Source organism: Magnetospirillum aberrantis SpK, assembly GCF_011022235.1.
GTDB lineage: Bacteria > Pseudomonadota > Alphaproteobacteria > Rhodospirillales > Magnetospirillaceae > Magnetospirillum > Magnetospirillum aberrantis.
On record NZ_JAAIYP010000034.1, the window covers coordinates 67,748 to 91,918 of the forward strand.

21 protein-coding genes are annotated in these 24,171 nt (G+C 63.9%); 7 read left to right on the forward strand and 14 right to left on the reverse strand.

Annotated features, from left to right (window positions below; translation table 11 throughout):
• Positions 1-17: 17 nt before the first annotated feature.
• Positions 18-2,990 carry a bifunctional [glutamine synthetase] adenylyltransferase/[glutamine synthetase]-adenylyl-L-tyrosine phosphorylase gene (locus G4223_RS06580; RefSeq protein WP_338086828.1) on the reverse strand — a complete coding sequence of 991 codons (2,973 nt, stop codon included), beginning with the start codon at positions 2,988-2,990 and terminating at the stop codon, positions 18-20.
• Positions 2,991-3,074: 84 nt separating this feature from the next.
• On the opposite strand from G4223_RS06580, the gene G4223_RS06585 reads away from it, so the two are divergent.
• Positions 3,075-6,278 (forward strand): YhdP family protein, encoded by a 3,204-nt coding sequence (locus G4223_RS06585; protein ID WP_163676801.1) that lies wholly within the window; start codon positions 3,075-3,077, stop codon positions 6,276-6,278.
• A 90-nt stretch (positions 6,279-6,368) separates the two neighbouring features.
• Here the strand turns inward: G4223_RS06585 and pal are convergent, their stop codons facing one another.
• The 5 genes from pal to hpnC form a co-directional block, all read right to left on the reverse strand.
• On the reverse strand, positions 6,369-6,899 hold the full coding sequence (gene pal, locus G4223_RS06590) for a peptidoglycan-associated lipoprotein Pal (RefSeq protein WP_163676804.1): 531 nt from the start codon (positions 6,897-6,899) through the stop codon (positions 6,369-6,371).
• A gap of 138 nt (positions 6,900-7,037) precedes the next feature.
• Positions 7,038-7,634 carry a superoxide dismutase gene (locus tag G4223_RS06595; protein ID WP_163676806.1) on the reverse strand — a complete coding sequence of 199 codons (597 nt, stop codon included), beginning with the start codon at positions 7,632-7,634 and terminating at the stop codon, positions 7,038-7,040.
• Between the two features lie 99 nt (positions 7,635-7,733).
• Positions 7,734-8,942, reverse strand: coding sequence for a hydroxysqualene dehydroxylase (locus tag G4223_RS06600; RefSeq protein ID WP_338086829.1), 1,209 nt, complete (start codon positions 8,940-8,942; stop codon positions 7,734-7,736).
• Positions 8,939-9,745, reverse strand: a complete 807-nt coding sequence (gene hpnD, locus G4223_RS06605; RefSeq protein WP_163676810.1) for a presqualene diphosphate synthase HpnD — start codon at positions 9,743-9,745, stop codon at positions 8,939-8,941. The genes G4223_RS06600 and hpnD overlap by 4 nt, the downstream gene beginning before the upstream one ends.
• Entirely contained in the window at positions 9,742-10,653 is a 912-nt protein-coding gene (gene hpnC / locus G4223_RS06610; protein ID WP_338086830.1) for a squalene synthase HpnC, read from the reverse strand. Before hpnC ends, hpnD begins: the two co-directional genes overlap by 4 nt.
• Positions 10,654-10,680: 27 nt before the next feature.
• On the opposite strand from hpnC, the gene G4223_RS06615 reads away from it, so the two are divergent.
• Positions 10,681-11,523: a phytoene/squalene synthase family protein gene (locus G4223_RS06615; protein ID WP_163676816.1), complete on the forward strand. Its 843-nt coding sequence runs from the start codon at positions 10,681-10,683 to the stop codon at positions 11,521-11,523.
• Here the strand turns inward: G4223_RS06615 and G4223_RS06620 are convergent, their stop codons facing one another.
• The 5 genes from G4223_RS06620 to G4223_RS06640 form a co-directional block, all read right to left on the reverse strand.
• Positions 11,524-12,261: a proteasome-type protease gene (locus tag G4223_RS06620; RefSeq protein ID WP_163676819.1), complete on the reverse strand. Its 738-nt coding sequence runs from the start codon at positions 12,259-12,261 to the stop codon at positions 11,524-11,526.
• Between the two features lie 119 nt (positions 12,262-12,380).
• Entirely contained in the window at positions 12,381-13,304 is a 924-nt protein-coding gene (locus G4223_RS06625) for an alpha-E domain-containing protein (protein WP_163676822.1), read from the reverse strand.
• On the reverse strand, positions 13,298-14,716 hold the full coding sequence (locus G4223_RS06630; protein ID WP_163676825.1) for a circularly permuted type 2 ATP-grasp protein: 1,419 nt from the start codon (positions 14,714-14,716) through the stop codon (positions 13,298-13,300). Before G4223_RS06630 ends, G4223_RS06625 begins: the two co-directional genes overlap by 7 nt.
• A gap of 348 nt (positions 14,717-15,064) precedes the next feature.
• Positions 15,065-15,262: a YgaP family membrane protein gene (locus tag G4223_RS06635; protein ID WP_163676828.1), complete on the reverse strand. Its 198-nt coding sequence runs from the start codon at positions 15,260-15,262 to the stop codon at positions 15,065-15,067.
• Positions 15,263-15,341: 79 nt separating this feature from the next.
• Positions 15,342-15,995 (reverse strand): Crp/Fnr family transcriptional regulator, encoded by a 654-nt coding sequence (locus tag G4223_RS06640; RefSeq protein WP_163676831.1) that lies wholly within the window; start codon positions 15,993-15,995, stop codon positions 15,342-15,344.
• A gap of 63 nt (positions 15,996-16,058) precedes the next feature.
• Here G4223_RS06640 and G4223_RS06645 point away from each other — a divergent pair, with 63 nt between their 5' ends.
• A complete protein-coding gene (locus tag G4223_RS06645; RefSeq protein ID WP_163676834.1) occupies positions 16,059-16,991 on the forward strand; it encodes an esterase-like activity of phytase family protein in 933 nt (310 codons plus the stop codon).
• A 49-nt stretch (positions 16,992-17,040) separates the two neighbouring features.
• On the opposite strand, the gene G4223_RS06650 is transcribed toward G4223_RS06645, so the two are convergent.
• Positions 17,041-17,553 carry a glycine cleavage system transcriptional repressor gene (locus G4223_RS06650; protein WP_163676837.1) on the reverse strand — a complete coding sequence of 171 codons (513 nt, stop codon included), beginning with the start codon at positions 17,551-17,553 and terminating at the stop codon, positions 17,041-17,043.
• Positions 17,554-17,675: 122 nt separating this feature from the next.
• Here G4223_RS06650 and G4223_RS06655 point away from each other — a divergent pair, with 122 nt between their 5' ends.
• The gene (locus G4223_RS06655) at positions 17,676-18,125 is read left to right on the forward strand and encodes a c-type cytochrome (RefSeq protein WP_163676840.1); all 450 of its coding nucleotides are present in this window, start codon (positions 17,676-17,678) and stop codon (positions 18,123-18,125) included.
• A 7-nt stretch (positions 18,126-18,132) separates the two neighbouring features.
• Here the strand turns inward: G4223_RS06655 and G4223_RS06660 are convergent, their stop codons facing one another.
• Positions 18,133-18,906, reverse strand: coding sequence for a metallophosphoesterase family protein (locus G4223_RS06660; RefSeq protein ID WP_163676844.1), 774 nt, complete (start codon positions 18,904-18,906; stop codon positions 18,133-18,135).
• A gap of 7 nt (positions 18,907-18,913) precedes the next feature.
• Entirely contained in the window at positions 18,914-19,813 is a 900-nt protein-coding gene (gene mamU, locus G4223_RS06665) for a lipid kinase MamU (protein ID WP_163676847.1), read from the reverse strand.
• Between the two features lie 156 nt (positions 19,814-19,969).
• On the opposite strand from mamU, the gene G4223_RS06670 reads away from it, so the two are divergent.
• The 3 genes from G4223_RS06670 (at position 19,970) to G4223_RS06680 (ending at position 24,113) form a co-directional block, all read left to right on the forward strand.
• Entirely contained in the window at positions 19,970-21,592 is a 1,623-nt protein-coding gene (locus G4223_RS06670) for an acyl-CoA synthetase (protein WP_163676850.1), read from the forward strand.
• Positions 21,593-21,733: 141 nt separating this feature from the next.
• The gene (locus tag G4223_RS06675) at positions 21,734-22,861 is read left to right on the forward strand and encodes an HD-GYP domain-containing protein (protein ID WP_338086831.1); all 1,128 of its coding nucleotides are present in this window, start codon (positions 21,734-21,736) and stop codon (positions 22,859-22,861) included.
• A 142-nt stretch (positions 22,862-23,003) separates the two neighbouring features.
• Positions 23,004-24,113 carry an HD domain-containing phosphohydrolase gene (locus G4223_RS06680; protein WP_338086832.1) on the forward strand — a complete coding sequence of 370 codons (1,110 nt, stop codon included), beginning with the start codon at positions 23,004-23,006 and terminating at the stop codon, positions 24,111-24,113.
• Positions 24,114-24,171 lie beyond the last annotated feature (58 nt).

Here is a 24,171-nt window from a genome sequence, read left to right on the forward strand (position 1 = left end):
GCATTCAAGTGACGGTTTTACGCATCAGGGCCGATCCGTTCGCGCACGTCGCGGCCGGGTTGGCCGACGATGCGCTCGAATACTTCAAGCGATTGGGCGGCGCAATCGTCCATGCGGTCCACCAAGGTCTTGAAGTCGGTCAACCCCGCCGCCTGGACCAATACGTCCCTTAATCCGCGCGGCGCCGTCTTTTCGTCGAACTTGCCGGCGATGGTCTGGCGCAGGACCACCTGCACCGCCGACCACAGCCGCCACGCCGCCACCAGGGTGTCGAGGTCGCCACCCGACAGGATGCCGGCGGCGTTGGCGGCCTCGAGCGCGTCGCGGGTGTTGTGGCACAGCATGGACGGGTGCTCGCGGCCATGGCGCAGTTGCAGGTATTGGGCGGTGAACTCGATGTCGACCAGGCCGCCGCGCAGGTGCTTGACCTCCCAATGGCTGTCGGCCCTGTGCTCGCGCGCCATGCGTTCCCGCATCTCGGCCACGTCCATCACCAGCCGGTCGGCATTTCGCTCGCGCGTCAGGGTGTCGCGGATGACGCTTTCCACCTTGGCGCCGAGTTCCGCGTCGCCGGTGACCACGCGGGCACGGGTCAGCGCCATGTGCTCCCAGGTCCAGGCCGATTCGCGCTGGTAGCGCTCGAACGATGTGAAGCTCGAGGCGATGGGGCCGGAATTGCCCGACGGCCTGAGCCGCATGTCCACGTCGTAAAGCGTGCCTTCGGCGGTCTTGGCGGTAAGGGCATTGACGATGCGCTGGGTCAGGCGCGCGAACCACGTGCTGACCGCCAGGGGGCGAGGGCCGTCGGATTCCTCGGCATCTTCGGGCGCGTCATAAACCAAGATCAGGTCCATGTCCGAGGTGGCGGTCATCTCGTGTCCGCCCATCTTGCCCATGGCCAGGATACACCAACCGCCTCCCGGAACGGTGCCGTGGGCGCGGGCGAACTCCTCTTCGACCTTGGGGATCAACGCGGCCAGGATGGAATCGCCGATGTCGGAAAAAGCGCGTGCCGCCTGGTCCGGGCCCAGCAGGTTGCGCAGGGTCTGCACCCCCACCTGAAACTTGTGGTCGTTGGCCCAGCGCCGGGTGACGTCCAGCACTTCCTGGAAGTCGTCGGCCTCGGCCAGGGCGCGTTCCAGATCCGCCTGCAATTCCGCGCGGCCGGGCGGTGGTTCGAAGAACGCCGAGGTGACCACGGCGTCAAGCACGGTGGTATGGCGCGCCAGATGCTCGGCCAGCCTGGGCGCGTTGCCCATGATCTCGGCCACCAGTTCCAACAGCGACGGGTTGGAGTAAAACAGCGAGAACAGCGGCACGCCGGCCGGCAGGCGCGACAGGAAGTCATTGAACCGCATGAAGGCGTCGTCGGGGGCCACGGTGTTGGACATGGCGCCCAAAAGGGCCGGCGTCAGTTCGGTCAGCAATTCGCGCGCCCGTGTCGAGCGGGTGGCGCGGATTCGGCCGTGATGCCAGCCGCGAATGGTGGCGCACACCGCTTCGGCGGTGGAAAATCCCATTTCTTTCAGGGTCCGCACGGTGTCTGGATCGTTCTCGCCGCCGGTGAACACCAGATTGCCATGTGTCACCAGTTCGGGGCTGTCCTCGAACAATTTGGCGTAATGGGCCTCGACGGTCTGAAGGCGCCGGGTCAACGCCGCCGAGAACGCCTCGACCTCGGCGAAGCCCATGAACGCCGACAATTCGGCCAAGCGGGGCGGGCTGTCGGGAAGGGTCTGGGTCTGTTTGTCGTCCACCATCTGAAGGCGGTGTTCCAACTGGCGCAGGAAGCGATAGGCCTCCTCCAGTTCCGCCACCACCTGCGGGTCGGTGTGTCCCAGTTCGGCCAAGGCGTGCAGGGCGTCCAGCGTGCGGCAACAGCGCATCTCGGGCTGGCGTCCGCCCCAGATCAGTTGTTGGGTCTGGGCGAAGAACTCGATCTCGCGGATGCCGCCGCGGCCCAGTTTGATGTTGTGTCCGGCCACTGCGATGGAATGGCCGCCCTTGTGGGCGTTGATCTGGCGTTTGATGGAATGGATGTCCTGGATGGCGGCGAAATCCAGTGACTTGCGCCAGATGAACGGACGCAGGAATTTGAGGAAGGCGCCGCCGACCTCGCAATCGCCGGCCACCTGTCGCGCCTTGATCATGGCGGCGCGTTCCCAGTTCTGCCCGAACCCCTCGTAATAGGATTCCGCCGCCAACAGCGAGATCGCCACCGGGGTCGAACCAGGATCGGGGCGCAAGCGCAAATCGGTTCGGAAGACATAGCCATTGACCGTGCGCTCGTCCAGGATCTTCACCAGATCCTTGGTCAGGGCGATCATGCATTCGGGCAGGCTGCGCCGGCCGGTGTAGTTCAGCCTTTCATGGTCGTAAAAGACGATCAGGTCGATGTCGCTGGAATAATTCAACTCACGCGCGCCGAACTTGCCCATGCCCAGCACCACCAGACCGCTGTCGCGTTCGGGATCTTCGGGATGAGGCAGGGTGAACTCGCCCTTGCGCGCCTCGCGCCGCAACAGGAAACGCACGGCATGGCGACAGGCGGCTTCGGCGAAGTCGGCCAGGGTTTCGGTGACGCGTTCCAACGGCCATGTGCCGGCGATGTCGGCCAGGGCCACCAGCAGCGCGGTTCGGCGTTTGGCGATACGCAGCGCAGCCATCAGGCGCGCCATGTCCGTTTCTGCGTCGCATTGGCCAGCCAATTCGTCACACAATTCGGCAAAGGCGGCGTCGGGGCCCACATCGAGAAGACGCAACAGGAAGGCCGGTTCCGCCGAGGAACAATGGCTGAGGAACGGCGAATTGCCGAAGATCCGCGACAACAGCGTCTTTGCCTTCAAATCGCCCAGAAGCGACCGCATGCTTTCGGCCAAATCTGCGTTAGTTAGTTCGTCGGCGATTTCCAACCAGCGGTCAAAGCCGCGCTGTTCGGCGGCAGGATCGGCGATAAGAGGCAAAAGCCGTTCATCTAGGGGAAAGTTCACCTTGTGCGATCCCACATGTTGTGATTGCTTCAGACTGGTCAAATCGCGGGAAGGGGTCAAGTCGGACATGGAGGCCCAGGGCTAGTGGTTCACGGCGCCGTCAGAAGTCTGTTCCAGACTCTGGGAGCCTTCGTCGTCGGCTTGTTGATCGTGTTGCCTTTGTTCGTCTGGCGTTTGTCCAGCGGGCCGATCGCGCTCGATTTCCTGACGCCGTACATCGAAGAGGCTCTGACCGCCAGGGATGGCGGTGTTTCCGTGCGTCTGGACACTACCGTCCTGGCCTTGGCCCAGGACCGGCGCATGGTGGAAATCCGCGCGGTCAACGTCCGCGCCTATGCCGGGAATTCGGACCAGCCGATCGCCACCGTGCCCGAGGTGGCGCTGACCTTGAACGGGCGGGCGCTTTTGGCCGGCGTGCTGGCCCCCAACTCCGTCCGCCTGTACAAGCCACGCCTGCATCTGGTGCGTGACGCCAGCGGACATTTCCAATGGGGTATCGGCGAACGTTCCGACGCCAGCGCGCAATCGTCCGACGGGCGTTCCGACGACGTGGTGCGTCAGTTGCTGGACGCCCTGGTCGGCGATTTCGATCCCGCCCAGCCGGGAAGGCATCTGCAACGCGCCGCCGTCATCGACGCCGACATGATCGTGGACGATCTGGCGCTGGGGGTGTCGTGGCACGCCCCGGACAGCGACCTGGAACTGCGCCGGGTGGAGACTGGGTTGTCTGTTTCCGCGCGCATGGTGTTGGATCTGGCGGGAGAGCCGGGTTCCGTGGTCGCCACCGGGATCTATGACAAGGACGACCAGACCGTCGAGGCCGAAGTGTGGCTGTCGGGTCTGCGCCCCGCCACCTTCGCCGCTTTGGGCGGGCCGCTGACCGAGCTCAAGGCACTCGACCTGCCGTTGGCTGGGGTGATCCGGGCCAAGGGAACAGTCGCCGGTGCCTTGGAAACCCTCAGTTTCGATCTGTCGGGTGGGGCCGGAACCCTGGTTCTTCCCGCTCCGGTGGACATGGTGCGCAAGGTCGAGGCGGTGGCGTTGCGCGGTTCCGCCGAGAACGGACTCAAGCGGGCGCGCCTGGACGAATTGTCCATCGATTTCGGCGGGCCGCGTCTGAACGTGGCGGCGGCACTCGACGGCGTTGGCGGCGAAACCGTCGTCAATCTGGACGCCCAGCTTCAAAACGTTCCGTTCGACGAACTGCACGCATTGTGGCCGTCCGCCGTCGCCCATAACGCCCGCGAATGGGTAGTTCAGAACTTGTCCAAGGGTATGGCGCACGAAGCCCGCGCCACCATCTCCGGTCGTTCCGCATCGGGAACGTTCTCCGATCTGGTGGTCGAGCGTGTCCAGGGCGAGTTGCGTGGTGACGGCATCACCGTCAACTACCTGCATCCCATGCCGGTGGTGAAGAACGCCGCCGCCGTGGCCACTTTCGACGCTTCCGACTTCCGCATCAGCGTCAAGGGCGGCGAGGTTTACGGGCTGAAGGTCCAGGACGGGACCATCGTTCTGTCCGGCCTGGATCAGGAGGATCAGTTCGCCGACATTGATCTGACCATCGCCGGACCGGTTCCCGACGCCCTCAAGCTGATCGACAACAAGCCGTTGCGCTATGCCACCGCATTGGGGATCGACCCGGCCACCGTCACCGGCGACGCGGTGACCCGGCTGCGACTCAAGTTCCCGCTTCTGGCTAATCTTCGCCTGGACGATCTGGCGGTGAAGGTTCATTCCTCGACCAAGGGCGTATCCATTCCCGACGTGGTGCTGGGGCAAAACCTGTCCAAGGCCGACCTTGAGATCGACGTGGATGCCAAGGGGCTGGACGCTCAAGGCCACATCGTGTTGGGAACCATTCCGGCCGAACTGAAATGGCGTGAGAATTTCTCGACCAAGGGCGTGCCGTTCCGGTCGCGCTATCAGGTGTCGGCCGCCAGTGTTGACGAGGAGCAGCGCAAGGCGCTGGGGCTTGACGGTCCACCCTTTGTTGCGCCGTTCGTTTCCGGCCCGGTCGGCGCCCAGGTGGTGGCCACGTTGTATGGCGGTGGCCGGGGCGACATCGACGCCAAGGTCGATCTTTCTCCCGCCCATATGAGCTTGCCCGGTCTGGGCTGGCGCAAGGAAAGCCGCACGACCGGCGGTGCCCAGGTTCAGGTCAAGCTGGACAAGAACAAATTGGCGGCCGTGCCTTATTTCGTGGTCAACGCCGGCGATCTTCAGACCAACGGTTCCGTCTCTTTCGGCGCCGACGGCAAGATCAGGCGGGTTGATTTCGCTCGTGTCCTCTATGGCGGCCGAACCGACGTCGAAGGCAGCATCGCCTTCAAGGGGGGCACGCTGGATATCGATCTGCGCGGTCCCAGCTTCAATGCCGAGCCCCTGGTCGGCAAGGACGATACCCAGACGCCGGCCGAGGCGGACGCCGAAGCGGCCCGCCGCTCGGGGCCACGTCAGAAAGACGACCTGCCGCCCATGGACATCAGCGCCAGGGTCAAGACCATGTGGCTGTCGAAAGAGGGATCGATGGTCAACGCCAGCGCCGATTTGTCGCGCGACGACAAGGATTGGCGGACCATGTCCATCAAGGGGACGGTCGGAAAGGGCAAGACCTTCAACATGACGTTGCAGCCGGTGGTTGGCAACAAACGGGCGCTCAAGGTGTCGTCCGACGATGCCGGGGCGGTGCTGCGCGCTTTCGACAGTTACGGACATATGGTCGGCGGGCGTCTTGAGGTGGACGCCGCTTATGACGACAACCAGGAAAGCCAGCCGTTGTCCGGTGTCATCCGCATCGGCGACTATCAGATCGTCAATGCCCCGGTGTTGGCGCGGTTGCTGACGGTGGCGGCGCTGACCGGAATCGCCGACGTGCTGAATGGTGACGGCATCACGTTCTCCAATCTCGACGCGCCGTTCACGCTGGCCGACGGCTTGCTGACCATCCGCGATTCCCGTGCCTATGGTCCGGCGCTCGGCATCACCTCCAAGGGTGAAATCGACCTGGAGCGTGGACGCATGGCGCTTGAGGGGACGGTGGTGCCGGCCTATGCGCTGAATTCGGTTCTTGGCAAGATTCCTGTTCTCGGCTGGCTGATTACCGGTGGAGAAAAGGGCGGCGGCCTTGTCGCCTTCAACTATTCCATGAAGGGGCCGAGCGAGGATCCTTCGGTCACCGTGAATCCACTGTCGGCGTTGACTCCCGGTTTCCTGCGCAACCTGTTCAACATCTTCGACAATGGCAGCGAGACCGAGGCGCGACAGCGGCAACAGCCCGCCAAATAGGGGACGTGGGCCGTTGGCGAAACGAAAGCCCCCGGCCATTGCTGGCCGGGGGCTTTGCGTTTAAACGGGACGCCCTGACGGACGTGCCTTTTACTCGGCGATGACGCTGACCGAGCGGCGGTTCTGGGCCCAGGCGGCCTCGTTCGAACCGATGGCTTCGGGGCGTTCCTTGCCGTAGGTGGTGGTGCTCAGGCGGTTGGACGAAATGCCCTGGGCCAACAGGTACTCGCGCACCGACTGGGCACGGCGGTCGCCGAGCGCCAGGTTGTATTCGCGGGTACCGCGTTCGTCGGCATGGCCTTCGATCCGCAGCGAGATGGTCGGGTAACGGCGCAGGAAGGCGGCTTGGCGGTCCAAGGTCTGCTTGGCTTCACCGCTCAGCGCGACGCTGTCGGTGGCGAACCAGACGCGGTCACCCACGCTGGTCTGGAATTCGCGTTGAGCCTGGGCAAGGCGCTCGGCCTCGGTCAACACGCCTTGGCCCACGGGGCCGCGAGGCTGCTGGTAACCCGCGTTGGAGCCGGAACCGGTGACACCACCGTTTTGCTGGGACTCGTCCGAGCAAGCGGAAATGGTCATCAGAGCGGCCAGGGCGGTGAACGAAACGACGATGCGACGCATGGTTGTGTGTTCCCTGGTGATGGAGTTTTGCCGGCCACAAGTGCCGAAACTTCGGCACGATGGCCGACGAAGGTGGCAAAAATGTGGAAACGGCCTCTCTTTTGGGGAGAGGCCGTTGCTTTACCACGAAATCTGGGCTCAGCCCAGGTTCTTCTCGACGAAATCCCAGTTGACCAGATGGTCCAGGAAGGCCTGGACGAAATCGGGGCGACGGTTCTGGTAGTCCAGGTAATAGGCGTGTTCCCACACGTCCACGGTCAACAGGGCCTTTTGGCCATGCGCCATCGGCAGGTCGGCGTTGCCGGTCTTGGCGATCTTGAGCGCGCCGTTGTCCACAACCAGCCACGCCCAGCCCGAACCGAACTGGGTCACGGCGGCGCTCTTGAATTCCTCGGCGAACTTCTCGTACGAGCCGAAAGCGGCTTCGATGGCGGCCAGAACCTTGCCCGACGGCTTGCCGCCGCCACCCTTCTTCATGCAATTCCAGAAGAAGGTGTGGTTCCACACCTGGGCGGCGTTGTTGAACACACCCTGCTTGGCCGGCAGATCCTTGGCGGCAGCCAGGATCACCTCTTCCAGCGGCTTGGTCGCCAGGTCGGTGTCCTTGGTCAGGTTGTTCAGGTTGACCACATAGGCGTTGTGGTGCTTGCCATGGTGGAAGTCCAGGGTCTGGGCCGAGATGTGGGGCTCCAGCGCCGACTTGTCGTAGGGGAGAGCGGGAAGCTCGAAAGCCATGTCGATGCCTCTTTTGCAGAATGTCTAGTTTGGAAAAGGTCTAAACCTGCCGCACAACATAGGTAGTCCATGCGGTGTTGTGAAGAGGCTAAAATCTTATCATGCGAACGACATGTCGTCGCGTCCCAAGGCCAGACGGGCTGCGGAAAGGCCCGAGGCGACCGCTGCTTCCATGGTGCAGGGCCAGGGAGCGGAAAGCCAGTCTCCGGCCAGAAACAGCCATTCCAGATGCGTGGCCGGACCGGGGCGGCGGCGCAAGATGGCCGGGGTGTGGGCCAAGGTGGCGCGCCGTTCCTTGATCACCCGAAAGGGTGGCAAATGCTGTGGAGCCCCTTGGAGCAGCGGGGCGATTTCCTGCCAAACCTGTTGCGCGATGGCGGCGGCCGGGCGATCGACCAGGGACCCGGCGGCGGAAATGGTCACCGAAACCACGTCTTCGCGGACGAACAGCCATTGCGCCAGACTTTCGACCAAGGCCAGGAAAGGCATGCCGCCGGGCAGGATGGCCGTGTGGTCCAGGCGGAAATGAAGGTTGACGATGGACGAGGTGGCAAGGGGCGGCAGTGCCGGGAGCAACTGGCTGGCCACCCATGGTGGCACCGCCAGCACGGCGCGGTCGCCATCGCGGATGGGAACGGGTCCGTTGTCGAATTCCAGCACATGCGGTCCGATGGCCGTCAGGCGCCGGCCATAGCGTAAACTGGCGCCATGGGCGGCCAGCGTCGCCTCGGCGGGGGCGGAAAACAGCGCCGACAGGCCGGCGGCGGCCACATGAGGGCGGGCGGCGGCGTGCCCGCCCAGGAAAACCGTGCGCAGGACCCGCGCCAGCAATTGTGCCGACGCCTGTTCCGGCGGCGTGTTGAGGATCGCCTCGCATAACGGTTTCCACAAATGGGCGAAAGCAGAGGTTTTGCCAAGGCGGTTGGCGACGCTCTGGCCGTGGGGAATTCCGGTCAGTCCCAGGGCACGTATGGTCTGCCACACTCCGGCGGGCAAGCGGCCTGGGCGCACCTCCCACAGGCGATGGGTTTTCACGTCGAGAAAGGGGAAGCGGGGGGGAAGAACGGCCAAGGTCTCGCCGCCGCCGACGGCCGCGGCGAACGCCAGGGCGTTCCGGTTCGCGCCCAGCAACAGGTGGCTGCCGTTATCGAGGGCGCGGTCGAGCAGATGACAGCGAAACGACCGGCATCGCCCCCCGGCCATGGGGGCTGCTTCGTGCAACGCCACCCGCCAGCCGTCACGGGCCGCCGCCACCGCCGCCGACAGGCCGGCAAGGCCAGCGCCGATGACGTGCAGCGTGGGGCTCACGATCCCGCCGCCGCCACCCTGAGCGCGATCCACAACCGCGACAGCCGCGACAACCGGGGCGGCCGCTCGGGATCGCGCCAGCCCCGTTCCTCCAGGCGCGCCAACTGACGGCGGTATGTCGCCATCATCATGATCGCCGGCAGCAACCGCTTGCGCCCGATACGTGTCAGTTCCGCATTGGCTTCCTCGAAAGCCGTTTTCGCCCGCTGGGCCACGATGGAGCAGGCGGCGGGCAAGGCGGGGTGGGTCAGCACCGCGCGCGGCGAGTGAACCAGGATGCCGGCGGCGTCCAGTGCCTGGACCGGCAGGTAAAGGCGCCCCAGCCGGGCATCCTCGGCCACGTCGCGGAGGATGTTGGTCAGTTGCAACGCTTCGCCCAAGGTAACCGCGAAGGTCCCGGCGTCGGGCCGGCCGAAAATGCGAATCGCCAGCATGCCGACCGATCCGGCGACGCGCCGGCAATAAAGCTGCAACTGCTCCCAGGTGGGGGCTGTCAATGGCCCATTGACATCGCTTTCCATGCCATCGATCAGCGCTTCCAATTCGGCGCGCGGCAGGTCGTATTGACGGATGGCGGGGCTCAGGGCGGCCAGGGTCGGGTCAAGGCAGACGCCTGTTTCATGCAAGGCGGCAAGGGTGCCTCGCACCACCGCCAGACGAGCACGGCGCGTGTCGATCGGTTCGTTGCTGTCCGCGACGTCATCGAGCATGCGGCAATAGCCATAAAGGGCGAACATGGCCTTGCGCCGGGCGGGCGGCAACAACCGCATGGCCCAGTAAAAGGACGAACTTCTACCGCTCATGCCCGCAATCCACGCCACAAGCCGGTCAACACCGCGCCAGCATACCCCATAGCGGTCAGGCGCACCTTGGACGCCAGCGGGTCGCGGCGGCGTAACCGTTCCGACAGCCGTTCCGCCACCGTCAAGGTGACGGCGGCTTCGAGGCGCAGGCGGTGGTCGCGGATACGGCTTGGCAATGGCCGGGCCATGTCGAGCAGGGCATCGACGTGGTCAAGGGTCAGGTCGAACACCTGACGCAGGGCAGGAGAAGTAGCCTCGTCCAGGAAAGCATCGTTGTCGATGCCGTGTCCGGCCAGCCAGACGCGGGGGACGTAGACCCGTCCCAACACACGATAGTCCTCGCCGCAATCCTGGATGTGGTTCAGGACCTGAAGCGCCGCGCACAAGGAATCGGTGGCGGTCGTGGCTGTCGGATTCTCCCCGTGCAGTGCCAGCAGGAAACGGCCCACCGGCGCGGCCGAGAACTGGCAATACAGCATCAGGTCGCCCCAATCGCGGCAATGGTCGCTGACCGCGTCGCGCCGAAAGGCCTGTAGCAATTGGGCGGCGTGGCCCAAAAGCACCTCGTCGCCGCCAACGGCATCGCGCAGGCCTTGGGCGCTTTCGGTGTATTCGTTGGCTTCGTGCCGTCCGCACAACGTTTCCTCAAGCGCGTCGAGGCGCAGAATCTTGCTGTCGGCAGTCAAGGCCGGGTTGTCGGCGATGTCGTCGGCGATACGGGCGAAGTGGTAGAAGGCCATGACCCGCGCGCGGGTGGCGGCGGGCAACAACAAGGACGCCACCGGAAAATTCTCCTGGGTGGCGGTTTTCGAGGTTGAGGCTGGCAAGGCGACAACGGCGGCCCGGGGCAAAGGGGACCTCCCATTGGTGCAGTGCTGAGAAAAATCTAGTATATGCCCAGCCAGCACCGCGCTGGTAGAGGAGATTTGCGTTTCATGCCCCCATCGCCGTCCATGTCCGAGGCCGCCCGTGACGTTCACCGGCACGACCGCGAGCGTTTCGTCACCGCCTTGTTCGCGCCCGAGCCAGAGCGCGAGGCGTTGTTGACTCTTTACGCCTTCAATCTGGAGATAGCCCGTGTGCGGGAAAATGTGCGCGAGGACGTGGCGGGATTGATTCGGCTGCAATGGTGGCGCGACGTTCTGAACGGCGAACGCGACGACGAGGCCGCCCGTCACCCGGTGGCGGGACCGTTGCTGGCGCTGGTGCGTGAGCGGCAATTGCCGGCGGCGCTGTTCGACCTGATGCTGACGGCCCGCGAACAGGATTTGGCGCAATCCCCCTTCGCCACCCGATCAGAATTGGCCATCTACGCCCAGCAGACGGCGGGAACATTGGCCGAACTGGGGGTGTTGGCGCTGGGGGAGACGGATGGAGACAGCCGCGACATCGCGCGTCAGGTCGGCCGGATCTGGGCGACGACGGGCCTGTTGCGCGCCTTGCCTGTTCATCTGGCGCAGGGCTGGCTCACCCTGCCGGCCGAGATTCTGACCCCGTCGGGCTGTTCGACGGACGAGGTGTTGGCGGGCAAGGCTTCGCGGGAAGCCATGGCCAAGGCGGTGGCGGTCCTGGGGCGGCAGGCAGCGGAAGATTTGCGTGCGATCCGCAAGCGTCGGGTTTCGCGCCGGGTGTTGCCGGCGGTTCTGTCCGCCACTTTGGCCGCCGGCCATTTGCGCCGCCTGGAGCGGGCGGGGTGGGACGCTTTCGACGCCTCGGTCCTGCGCCAGCGCCCCATGCCGTTGCGTCTCACGATCAACGCGCTTTTCGGATGGTTTTGATTATTTAATGGCCCATGGCGGATCGGGGATCACCTGGAACAGGCTGTTCAACCCTTGCCCCCAGCGCGCACGGATGTCCTCGAAATAAGGGTCGTGTTCCTGGATCAGTTGATGGTTGTCGATGCTGAAGCTGTCCCGACGATACAACAGAAGATCGATGGGCAAGCCCACGGTGACGTTGGAACGGATGGTCGAATCCAACGACAGCAGCGCGCATTTGGCCGCCTGGGTCAGGTCGGTTCCCGGCTTGATGACACGGTCGATCACCGGCTTGCCGTACTTGCTTTCGCCGATCTGGAAATAGGGGGTCTCGGGCGTCGCTTCGATGAAATTGCCGGCGGCGTAGACCAGGAACAGGCGCGGCGCCTCGCCCTTGATCTGGCCGCCCAGGATCAGGGACACGTTGAAGTCCACGCCGTTTTCCTTGAGTGCCTTGGCGTCGCGGGCGTGAACCTGACGCACCGCCTGACCGACCAGCACCGCGCAGTCGTAAAGCGACGGCGCCATCATCAGGGAATGGCCCTCGCTTTCCGCCTTGACGTTTTGTTCAAGCACCGCCACCACCGCCTGAGTAATGGCCAGATTGCCGGCGCTCATCAACACCAGCACCCGCTCATCGTCCCGGTGCCAGATGCGCATCTTGCGATAGGTGGAAATGTGGTCTACGCCGGCATTGGTCCGGGAATCGGACGCCAGGACCAATCCCTGGTCCAGGGCCATGGCCACACAATAGGTCATCGTTTCTTCCCTCCCCCTTTTTTGCGCGATGACAGGATTGGCCGCGCATGCGCTGTGGCGTGCGCGGCCCATTCGTGGCCGTCCAAGGCGCGACGAGATTTGCCCGCCGCGTCCTGGTGTCAGGACGACATCAGGAAATCCTCGTGGATTTCGGTTCCCAGCGCGTTGTTGTCCAAGATGAACTGGCTTACGAACTTGTCCAAGCCGTTCGCCAGCAATTCCGACAGCTTGCCGTAATGCAGCCGGGCATAGGCGGCACCGGCCATCCTGGTGCATTCCGCTGTCGGCGAGATGCGTTCCAATATGGTCGAGACCGTGTCCATGCAGGTGTGCAACGAGCGCGGCATGGCGGGATTCATGATCAGCATGTCGGCCACGCCGGCCGGCGACACATCGTCGCGGGTCAGTGCGCGATAGGATTTGTAGGCCGATACCGACTTCAACACCGCCGCCCAATGCAATTGGGCCGACGCCGACACGACGCGGGTGTCGGCGGTGACGCCTTCGGAACGTACTCCCAACAGACGGGCGGTGTTGTCCGAGCGTTCCAGGAAGGTGCCCAGACGGACGAACCAGAACGCCTCGTCACGCAGCATGGTGGAATGGGTGGCGCCCCGCACGGTGTGCGAACGTTCCTTGATCCATTCACAAAACCCGGTCAGCCCCTGTTCGCGCAGACGGTGGCCGTCGATATTCTTGAGCTCGAGCCACGTGGAATTGATGATTTCCCACAACTCGGTCGGGATGACGCTGCGGACCGCATGGGCATTCTCGCGGGCGATACGCAGGCAGGAATAGATGGAGGAGGGGTTGGCCGGGTCCAGCACCGCCCACGAAATGACGCTGACGGCGACGACTTGGCCGTGACGTTCCTGGTACGCCTCGGTGCCGCCGGTGATGGTCAAGGCCGGTTGCCAGCAATCGCGGGCGTTGCCGCCCGACAGCGACAGCCGGTTGGCGACATCGAGGAAGCGGGCGATGTTCTCGGCGCGCTCGATGTTGCGGCTCATCCAATACAGGTGGTCGGCGGTGCGGCTCAGCATTCGTCGTCCTCCAACACCCAGGTGTCCTTGGTTCCGCCGCCCTGGCTGGAATTCACCACCAGGGAGCCTTCCTTCAACGCGACGCGGGTCAGGCCGCCCGGCACCAGCGTTGTGGTCTCGCCCGACAAAACGAAGGGACGAAGGTCCACGTGGCGTGGCGCGATCCCTTTGTCAACTAAGGTCGGGCAGGTTGACAACGCCAGCGTCGGCTGAGCGATGTAGTTGCCGGGATTGGCCAGGATCTTGGCGCGGAACGTCTCGATCTGTTCCTTGGTCGAGGTCGGGCCGACCAGCATGCCGTAACCGCCCGATCCGTGAACCTCCTTGACCACCAGTGCGCTCAGATGCTCAAGCACGTACTTGCGTTCGTCCTCGCGTTCCAGGCGCCAGGTGGGCACGTTGGGCAGGATCGGTTCCTCGCCCAGGTAGAACTTGATCATCTCGGGAACGTGGATGTAGGTGGACTTGTCGTCGGCGACGCCGGTGCCGATGGCATTGGCCAACGTCACGCCACCCTTGGCATAGGCCGACAACAGCCCGGCCACGCCCAGCGTCGAATCGGAACGGAAGGCACGCGGGTCCAGGAAATCGTCGTCGATGCGGCGATAGATCACGTCAACCCGTTTGGGGCCGCGCGTGGTCCGCATCCACACCAAGCCGTCATCGACGAACAGATCGCGTCCTTCGACCAGTTCGACGCCCATCTGTTCAGCCAGGAAGGCGTGTTCGAAATAGGCGCTGTTGTAATATCCGGGCGTCAACACCACCACGCACGGCTCGCCGTCACAGGCGGGCGGCGCCACGCTACGCAATGCCTTGAGCAGCAGGTCGGGGTAATGGTCGACCGGGCGGACGCGGTGCAGGGCGAACAGGTCGGGGAACAGGCGCATCATCATGGCCCGATCCTCAAGCATGTAGGACACTCCCGACGGCGTACGCAGGTTGTCCTCGAGCACATAAAATTCATCGGCGCCGGTGCGCACCACATCGACGCCGGCGATCTGGACATAGACGTCGCGGGCGATGTCGATGCCTTGCATCTCGGGGCGGTAGCTGTCGTTGCCCAGCACATGCTCGGCCGGCACGATCCCGGCCTTCAGGATTTCCTGGCCGTGGTAGATGTCGTGGATGAAGGCGTTCAGCGCCTTGACCCGCTGGATGCAGCCGTCGTGTACCCGGCGCCATTCCTTGCTGGTCAGGATGCGCGGAATCGGGTCGAAGGGAATCAGTCGCTCGGTGCCGTCCTGGTCACCGTAAACGTTGAAGGTGATGCCGATTCGTCGAAACAGTTCGTCGGCTTGTTCGTGTTTGCGGGGCAGCAGGTCGGGCGCTGCCGACAACAGCCACTTTTCGTAAGCCCGGTAGGGGGAACTCACTCCGCCGTCCGGTGCCTTCATTTCGTCGAAAGCCATGGCCCTCCCTCTGTCGATCAAACCCCTCCCTCGAATCGTTGCAACTTGCGTGCCTGTTGTCGAGCGAAGACTTTGCCGTGGGCGGCGTGAGGGATCTGCTTAAAGCGCGGGCAGGGGAGCTCTCTCCGTGGGCAATGGCGGGGGTGGTTGACGTTTGGTTGACGACTGTCGACAGGGCGTCTGAACGGCATTTCCGTCCGTTAGCGAAACGACTTTGCCGGAGAAAACCGGGCGAGAGGCAAAAAAACGGGGACCGGGCCAAAGGCCAGCGGTCCCCGCATTCCTCTACCCATGTCGCCACCGGAATGATGTGGCGGCAAGAGGGGCGAAGGCTGTAAACCGTGAGGTTTACGCGTCCTTCTTGCAGCCGCAGGTGTTGACCTTGAGGATCGAGTAGGCCGGGCACCAGCCCAGAAGCGCGGTGAACAGCGGCACGACGCCGATGTACCCCCACACGCCGACGGTGCCGGTGACCGCCAGCGCGATCAGCACCAAACCGACGAGGATGCGCAGGATGCGGTCGATACCGCCAACGTTCTTGGTCATGGGTCGGACCTCCGATGAATGAAACTGGCGCCGGTGTAATCCCTTTTCACGGGATGGTCCGTGACTAGGTCACAGAAGGTCAGGCCAGGCTGGCCAGTCCGTCGCGGCTCTTGATCTCGACCCGGCCCCGATGCAGGGCGACCCAGCCGCGCCTTTCGAATTCCTTGAGTTGGCGGCTGATCACCTCACGCGCCGAGCCCAGTTCGGTGGCGATGTCCTGATGGGTGGCGACGATGGCGTCGCCGGAGGCTGTCCGCGAGCGCAACCACCCGGCCAAGCGCACGTCGATGCGGCCGAACGCCACTTCCTGGATCAGCAGCAACAAGTCGGCGATACGGGTTGCGTAGGCGGAAAAGACGAAGTCGCGGAACGCCTCGGATTTGCTCAACAGGGCGCGGAAGGTGGTGGCCGGCAGCACCAGGGCGCGGACGTCGGTTTCCGTCACGCCTTGGGCCGCGTAATCTTCGCGTGCGATCAGGCAATTGGTGGTGAGAACGCAGGATTGTCCCCGTTCGACACGATAGAGCACGATCTCGCGACCGTTTTCCGACACCTTCTGGACCCGGATCGACCCTTCCAGCACCAGGACATAGCTGGAGCATTCGGCGCCGTCGCGAAACAGCACGGTACCGCTGGGGATATCCATCAGCCGGGCGTTGTTTTCCAGAAGGCGGGCAGAGTCCGCGTCCAGGTGGCTGAATTGGGGAAAACAGGTGGAGATTTCCAGGTTCATGCCCGGCATATTGCCCAACCGGGATCACTTAAGCCAGATGCAAGAGAAGAAGGTGGGACGCTGATGGGGCGATGGTTCCTGTTTCTGGCCGTCTGTGGCCTGTTGTGGTCTTGCGGCGCTTCTCCGCTCGGCAGGGTCGAAGGGGTGGCGCGGTTGCTGGATCAGGACGATCCGGCGCGGAATCGCCAGGGCGCGGTCGAAGTGCTTTCGGTTCACGAGTTGCGTGGTCCCGGCGGCTTTGGCGGTATTTCAGGGATGGCCTACGACGGAACGATGGTTACCGCTGTCAACGATTCCGGGCGCTGGCTGCGTTTTCCCATGGCTGTCGATGCCATCGGCCGGCCCGTGGCTTTCGGCCTTTTGCAGCAAGGCGGGCTGGGCGGCGCCGATGGCGGTAAGGACCATGGCGACGCGGAGGAACTGGTCCGGGTGCCCGGCGGTTGGCTGGTCAGCTTCGAGCGTGAGCATCGTCTGATGCTTTATGGCGACGACCTGTCCGCCGCGCCGCATGGCCAGTCAGTCCCCGAAGGCTTTGCCCGGCAACCGGCCAATGGCGGTGTGGAAGCCATGACGGTCCTTTCGGATGGCCGGTTGTTGCTGTTGTCCGAGGATGGGGTGGACGGGGGCGGACATGGCTTGGCCTGGATCGGCCAACCCGGAAAGTGGCGCCGCTTGGCCTTTGCCCGGAATGCGGATTTCCAGCCGACGGCGGTGGCTCAGATGCCGGGGGGCGACGTGTTGCTTCTTGAACGGCGCTTCGACGTTTTATCCGGCGTGGCCATCCGGTTGTCCCGTATCGCCTTGGACGACCTGCGCCCAGGGGGTGCGATTCAGGGACGTGAGTTGTTCATTCTGGCCCCGCCCTTGCTGGTGGACAATTACGAGGCGATGGCGGTACGTGTCCGTTCCGATGGGCGCGTCGTCGTCTACCTTGTGGCTGACGACAACTTCAATCCGCTTCAAAAGACGCTGCTGATATCCATCGTCATTGATTAACTATTTCAATGGGATGTCTTGTTGGATTAAAAGTTTCGCGTGAACCTTCTCACGCCTCTTCGATATGACAGGAAAGGTGCAATTCGCCGGCGGTGTTGGCCACCGTGTTCAGACAGGCTTCGGTTCGTTCGGGAATGGCCACCGACAGGCGGGTGACATAGAGCCCCTGTTCGGGAACACGTTGTGCGTCAAGCCGCACGATATTGGCCTGGAACGTGCCGAACGCTTCGGATAACCGGGCAATCAGGCCGGGGCGGTCGCCGCCGGACAACACGATGCGGTGGCTGATCTTGCCCATGGGGCCGGCGGCCGATTCCATCTCGAACGCCCGCACGTCCACCCGTGCCCCGGCCAGTTCCGGCAGGGACGCCAGATCGCTTTCCAGGTCGGCGGCCGAAATGTCGGACGGAAGGTCGCAAACCGAGGTGAACTCGGCGCCCGTGCCCAGCATGGCGAAGCTGGTGTCGCCCAGATTGGCGCCCACTTCGAACAGCCGGCCGGTGATGGCGGCGACCAATCCTGTGCGGTCGGGACAGAAAATCGAGATCAGGACGGTGCTCATGGGGGAACCTCTTGCTTGGCGGGCGACCATGATGCCTCCATCGTCGCCGTTTGCAAACCCGGCTTGCTTTTTCGCGCGTCAGAGGACTGTCGTTCCTGCGCGCTACCGCTATAATCGCCGTCATGTCGCGCCGTCGTTTTGTTGCCTTGTCCGTTTTCCTGGCCGCCGCCGCCGTGGTGACGGGGGGATGGATATGGCTGCGCGGACAGGTCATCGACCCAGACAGCCGGGTTCAAGTGGCGCGCGGTGCGGAAATTTACGTGGCTCAATGCGCGCAGTGCCACGGCGCCCGGCTGGAAGGCGAGGCCGAGTGGCACATCCGCAAACCGAATGGCGAGTTGCCGGCACCGCCACACGACGCCAGCGGCCACACCTGGCACCATGCCGACGAATATCTGTTCGGGGTCACCAAGCACGGCATGGCCCGCTATGCTCCGCCCGACTACAAATCGGCCATGCCGGCCTATGTGGGCAAGCTGTCGGATGGCGATATCCGTGCGGTGATCGCCTTCATCAAGTCCACCTGGCCAGACGAAATCCGTCGCCGTCAGGAAGCCCTGGGGCGTCGCTGAGATCGCCTTAGGGGCATTCCTTCCAGTGGCCGCCATGCTTGCGGTAATGCTGCTGACGCACCGCATGGAACCGTTCCCCCGACCAACCGCGGACCTCGACCATGGTTTCCGGCATGGCGACCCGGATGATTCCGTAGCCGTTGGCGTCCTCGCGCAGGCGGGTGGAACAGGCGGTCGAAGCCTGGACCAGGATGGCGGTGCCGTGGTGTTGGCCGGTGATCAGCTCCAGATGGGCTTTATGCGCGTGTCCGGTCAAGACCAGATCGACGCCCCTGTCGGCCAGGGCGTCGAAGGAATGGCCGGAAAGCGCGGTCGCCGGCGGGTGATGCAGGAACGCGACCCGGCACACTACCTGTGGCGCCGCCGCCAAGGCATTGTCCAACTGGTCCAGATGCCGGGTCCGCAGCTTGCCGCTTTTCCAACGCAGGTGGCGCGTGCTGTCCAATCCCACCACCAACAGGCGCTCGTCGTTCCACATGGTGCTGTCGGCGTGCCCCGCGAGGTGGTGTTCGAAGCGGGCTCGGGGGCGGAACAGGCGGTTCAGCGGCCGGTACAGGGGGGCCAGGTCGTGGTTGCCGGGAACCACCATGGCCGGTGCCGGCAGGCGGTCGAGGAAAGCGCGGGCCTCGGCGAATTGGTGGGTTCGGGCGCGTTGGGTCAAATCGCCGGAAACGATGACCAGATCGGGCTTTTGCGCGGCGAGGTCGGCCAACAGCGCCTCGACCACCACCGGGTCGGTACGGCCGAAATGCAGGTCGGAAAGGTGGGCGAGAACACGCATGGGCGGTTTATTTCCTGTCGGCGGGCATGAGGACGAAAAGGCCGCGGGCCCGCGACCTGAACACCAGGGGGGAACGTAAAACCGTGACCTCGCCGTCCAGCGAGACCATGGCCCGCCGCTTGCGGCTGATGACCCGCACTTCGTGGGCCTTGAAGGTGTCGAGCAGGCCGGACGTGTTCCATACGCCGACCAGGGCGCGCAACGCCAGCCACAACAGGCCCAGACGCGATTGCACCTTGGCCACGTGCACCACCAGCTCGCCCCGGTCCAGCGCCTCGCGGGTCAAGGGCAGCCTGCGCTCTTTCCAGGCGTTGTTGGAGATCACCAGCAAAGGCGTGGTGACGGTTTTCTGGTGGTCCCCCACCGAAAGAGTCGCCCGCACCAACGGATAGCGACGAAAGGCCCGAAGCGCGGCCAGGGCGAAGGCCGGCCATTTGCGCAAGCCCTCGCGTTGCAGCTTGTCGCGTCGGCGTACGATCCACGGATGCATCCCCAGGGACGCCCAGATGGCGAAGGGAAGCCCATTGACTTCGGCCAGATCGATGGCGGCGGCACGGCCCGAGGCGAGGGTGGCCGCGGCCTCGATCGGGTCCAGGGGCAGGCCGAGGTCACGGGCCAGAAGGTTGAGCGTGCCCAGGGGCAGGATACCCAAGGGGCGCTCACGCCCCAATCCAGCCAGGATGGCGGTGAGCACGGTGCCGTCGCCACCGCCGCAGACCACCGCGTCCAGGTCGTCGCGCTGGGCCTGGGTGGATAACGTCCCGGCCAGGTCGCGACGGCCGCAGATAATGGTTTCGACCGTATGGCCGGCGGCTTTGAAGGTGCCGGCGATGCCTTCGGCCAGCGGGCCGGGGGGCTGTCGCAGGAAGGTTCCGGCAGAGGTGTTGAAGACGATGGCGAGGCGCATGCCCAATCTCATCCGGGGTCGGACCGCTCTGTCAACTGTTGTGCGCTTGCGAGGCCGACTTGAAAAAGTTCTCGGTCGCAAGCATGCTCTCGCCGTCACCCGTCCGGAAGGGGGGCGGGGACACGGCTGACAACGCCCAAGGGAGGAAAGCGCCAAATGTATAATCCTTACGAGCTGAACCTGGACAAGAATCCGGCCAATTTCGTGCCGCTGACCCCCTTGCAGTTCCTCGAGCGGGCCGCGTCCGTCTATCCCAACCGCACCGCGATCATCCACGGCGAGCTGAGCCGTACCTGGGGCGAAACCTACAAGCGTTGCCGCCAGTTGGCCTCGGCGCTGGCCAAGCGCGGCATCGGCGTTGGCGACACCGTCGCGGTGATGGCCCCCAACATTCCCGAAATTTTCGAGGCCCATTTCGGCGTGCCGATGATCGGCGCCGTGCTGAACGCGCTCAATATCCGTCTGGACGCCGAGGCGCTGGCTTTCATCCTGGAACACGCCGAGGCCAAGGTGCTGATCACCGACCGCGAGTTTTCGGGCGTGATCCGCAAGGCGCTGGGGATGATCGGCCGCAAGCTTCTGGTCATCGATATCGACGACCCGCAGTGCAAGACCGGCGAACTGGTCGGCGAGACCGATTACGAAAGTTTCATCGCCACCGGCGATGCCGACTACGCTTGGCGCTGGCCGGCCGACGAATGGGAAGCCATCTCGCTGAACTACACCTCGGGCACCACCGGCAATCCCAAGGGCGTGGTCTACAGCCATCGCGGTTCCTACATCAACGCCATCGGCAACGTGGTCACCTGGGGCATGAGCGGCCATCCGGTCTATCTGTGGACCCTGCCCATGTTCCACTGCAACGGCTGGTGCTTCCCCTGGACCATCACCGCCATGGTCGGCACCCATGTCTGCCTGCGCCGGATCGACGCCGCCAACATGTTCAACGCCATCGCCGAGCACAAGGTCACCCATCTGTGCGGCGCTCCCATCGTCATGGGCATGCTGATCAACGCTTCCGATGCCGACCGCAAGCCGTTGCCGCACACGGTCCAGTTCATGACCGCCGCCGCGCCGCCGCCGGCCGCGGTGATCGGCCGTCTCGAGGCCCAGGGCTTCAACATCACCCACGTCTACGGTCTGACCGAGGTCTATGGCCCGGTCACCGTCTGCGCCTGGCACGAGGAATGGGACGAGCGGCCGCTGGACGAGCGGGCGCGCCTCAAGTCCCGCCAGGGCGTGCGCTACGTGATGCAGGAAGGCCTGATGGTCGCCGATCCCAACACCCTGGAGCCGGTGACCAAGGACGGCGCCACCATGGGTGAGGTGTTCTTCCGCGGCAACGTGGTGATGAAGGGTTACCTCAAGAACCCCAAGGCCAGCGACGAGGCGTTCTCGGGTGGTTGGTTCCACACCGGCGATCTGGGGGTGTGGCACGCCGACGGCTACATCGAGCTCAAGGATCGTTCCAAGGACATCATCATTTCGGGTGGCGAGAATATTTCGACCATCGAGGTCGAGGGCGTTTTGTTCCAGCATCCAGATGTGGTCGAAGCCGCCGTGGTTGCCCGTCCCGACGAAAAGTGGGGTGAGACGCCGTGTGCCTTCATCAACCTGAAAGAGGGTTCGGCCATCACCGACAAGGAAATCATCGCCTTCTGCCGCGAACGGCTGGCGCACTTCAAGTGCCCGCGTACCGTGATCTTTGGACCGCTGCCGAAAACCTCGACCGGCAAGATCCAGAAATTCATCCTGCGTGAGATGGCGAAAAAGTCCTGAACCTGATCGCCTCTAACGTTCATTGGCGACGCCCGGACGCATATTGTTCGGGCGTTTGCCTTTATATGGCGTTAATTTAGGCGTTTGACCTGGGTCATCCCATCTTGCTACCTTGCCCCGTTCATTCAATGGGGGTGTCGAGTGGAATCGGCCTTGGGAGCGCTGCCGTCCATGCAGCGAGGGTTGGCGGAACGCCTGATCTGTCTGCATGACGAGATCAAGGGCGACGCCTCCCTGGCGTCTCTCAGCCGCATCGCCGTGGCTCTTTACGACGGCAGTTCCGACCAGCTCAAGACCTTCATCCATTCCTCGGACGGCGAATCGCCGCTTGAGCACGTGATCGCGCGGCTGTCGGACATGCCGACCCTGCAACAACTGGCCTGGACCGGGGCGCGCCGCACCATCAACGACCTTGACGCGGCGGCGCAGGCCGGACAGGAGCACGCCGTCCGGCTGGTGGCGTCGGGCTACCGCTCCAGCTACACCGTGCCGATCACCAGCAAGGGAACCTTCTACGGTTTCCTGTTCTTCAACTCGTTCATGCCCAATTTCTTCGTGGCGCCGGTGTTGGCCCGGCTGCGCCCCTATGCCGATCTGATCGCGCTGGCGGTGATGCGCGAATTGGACACCGTCCGCATGATGCAGGCGGCGGTCAAGGTTATCCGCTCGGTCAGTTCGGCCCGTGACGAGGAAACGGGCGCGCATCTGGCGCGCATGGCCCGCTATGCCCGTATGATCGCTTCGAAACTGGCTGATCGGCAGGGATTTTCCGACGAATTCGTGGAGTTCGTCTTCCAATTCGCGCCATTGCACGATGTCGGTAAGGTTTCCGTCCCCGACGCCATCTTGCTGAAGCCCGGCCGGTTGATGCCCGAGGAATTCGAGGTGATGAAAACCCATGTGGAGAAGGGGGTTCAGATCATCGACCTGATGGTGCAGGATTTCGGGCTGAAATCCCTGCCGCATTTTGATTTGCTGCGTAACATCGTCGCCTATCACCACGAGGCGCTGGACGGATCGGGCTATCCCTATGGGCTTGCGGGGAGCGACATCCCTGTCGAAGCCCGCATCGCCGCCGTCGCCGATGTGTTCGACGCATTGACCAGCGTGCGCCCCTACAAGACGGCATGGAGCAACCAGGACGCATTGGAATTGTTGCAGCGCGAGGCCGGCACCAAATTCGATCCCGATTGTGTTGCCGTCATGGTCGAGAATCCCGATCTGATCGCCGACATCCAGGCCCGGTTCGCCGAAACCATCTTCGATTGATCGGCCTTATTCCCACTGCACGACTTTGACGCCGTCCTCCCGATGGGGATAGGATGTGCGCAATGCCAAGAAGAGCCGCCCAAGGCTCGTGAACAGGGAGTTCGCCCATATGTGGTCGGGGAGGGGCACGGCGCCTAAGGTGGTGCAAAATTTTCGTCCTGTGCACCAGGGGCTGGCCGAGCGGCTGGCGTGTTTCCATGACGAGATCAAGCGTGATTTCGACGGCATCAACCGCCTTGCCATCGCCATCTACGATCCCGAGACCGATCTGCTCAAGTCCTTCGTCGATTCCAGCGAAGGCGACAATCCTTTCGAACATTGCGTGGCGCGGCTGAGCGAGCTTACTCCTCTTGCCACCCTGGCCCGAACCGGCGGACGGCGGGTGATCAACGACATGGTGAACCACCCCGCCAGCACGCCGGCCCATGCCAGGAAGCTGATCGAGGCCGGCTATCTTTCCAGCTACACCGTGCCTTTGTTCCACAAGGGAACGTTTCACGGTTTCGTCTTCTTCAATTCCTTTCAATGCGGCTATTTCACCCCAGGCGTGGTCCAGCGCTTGCGGGCGGTGGCCGAGGTGGTGTCGCTCAACACCATCATGGAATTGGACGCGGTGCGCATGATCCAGGCGGCGGTCAAGACCGTCCGCCAGATCAGTCGGGTACGTGACGAGGAGACGGGGGCGCATCTTGAACGCATGGCGCGCTATGCCCGGCTGATCGCCTTGAGGCTGGCGCCCCGGCTGGGGCTGTCCGACGAATGGGTGGAGCTGTTGTTCCAGTTCGCGCCGTTGCATGACGTCGGCAAGATCGCCGTTCCCGACCAGATCTTGTTCAAGCCGGGGCGTCTGACACCCGAGGAATTCGAGGTCATGAAGACCCATGTGGCCAAGGGCAGCGAGATCGTCGATACCATGGCCGACACCTTCCGCATTGGCGGCGCCCCTTATGTACGGGTGCTGCGCAACGTCGTCGCCCATCATCATGAGGCTATCGACGGCAGCGGTTATCCGTGCGGCCTGTCCGGTGACGCCATTTCACTGGAGGGGCGCATCACCGCGGTGGCCGACGTGTTCGACGCTCTGACCTCGGTGCGCCCTTACAAGGCGGCCTGGACGACCGCCGACGCTTTCGCCTTCCTGACCGAGCAGAGCGGCAAGAAGTTCGATCCCGCCGCCGTTGCCATCCTGAAGGATAACGAGGCCGCCATCGTCGACATTCAGCGCCAGTTCGCCGAAACCCCTCTTGACTGAAAGTCGCTGTGATTGACCTTGGCCCGATCGCTGTGGCGTTATGGTGCGGCGACAACGG

Coding starts and splice junctions, on each gene's coding strand:
- hpnD (WP_163676810.1), bottom strand. CDS start 9,745: ATGAGCGGTAGAAGTTCGTCCTTTTACTGGGCCATGCGGTTGTTGCCG.
- G4223_RS06620 (WP_163676819.1), bottom strand. CDS start 12,261: ATGACCTATTGTGTGGCCATGGCCCTGGACCAGGGATTGGTCCTGGCG.
- G4223_RS06645 (WP_163676834.1), top strand. CDS start 16,059: ATGGGGCGATGGTTCCTGTTTCTGGCCGTCTGTGGCCTGTTGTGGTCT.
- G4223_RS06650 (WP_163676837.1), bottom strand. CDS start 17,553: ATGAGCACCGTCCTGATCTCGATTTTCTGTCCCGACCGCACAGGATTG.
- G4223_RS06660 (WP_163676844.1), bottom strand. CDS start 18,906: ATGCGTGTTCTCGCCCACCTTTCCGACCTGCATTTCGGCCGTACCGAC.
- G4223_RS06640 (WP_163676831.1), bottom strand. CDS start 15,995: ATGAACCTGGAAATCTCCACCTGTTTTCCCCAATTCAGCCACCTGGAC.
- mamU (WP_163676847.1), bottom strand. CDS start 19,813: ATGCGCCTCGCCATCGTCTTCAACACCTCTGCCGGAACCTTCCTGCGA.
- G4223_RS06615 (WP_163676816.1), top strand. CDS start 10,681: ATGCCCCCATCGCCGTCCATGTCCGAGGCCGCCCGTGACGTTCACCGG.
- pal (WP_163676804.1), bottom strand. CDS start 6,899: ATGCGTCGCATCGTCGTTTCGTTCACCGCCCTGGCCGCTCTGATGACC.
- G4223_RS06595 (WP_163676806.1), bottom strand. CDS start 7,634: ATGGCTTTCGAGCTTCCCGCTCTCCCCTACGACAAGTCGGCGCTGGAG.
- G4223_RS06635 (WP_163676828.1), bottom strand. CDS start 15,262: ATGACCAAGAACGTTGGCGGTATCGACCGCATCCTGCGCATCCTCGTC.
- G4223_RS06630 (WP_163676825.1), bottom strand. CDS start 14,716: ATGGCTTTCGACGAAATGAAGGCACCGGACGGCGGAGTGAGTTCCCCC.
- G4223_RS06655 (WP_163676840.1), top strand. CDS start 17,676: ATGTCGCGCCGTCGTTTTGTTGCCTTGTCCGTTTTCCTGGCCGCCGCC.
- G4223_RS06625 (WP_163676822.1), bottom strand. CDS start 13,304: ATGCTGAGCCGCACCGCCGACCACCTGTATTGGATGAGCCGCAACATC.
- G4223_RS06670 (WP_163676850.1), top strand. CDS start 19,970: ATGTATAATCCTTACGAGCTGAACCTGGACAAGAATCCGGCCAATTTC.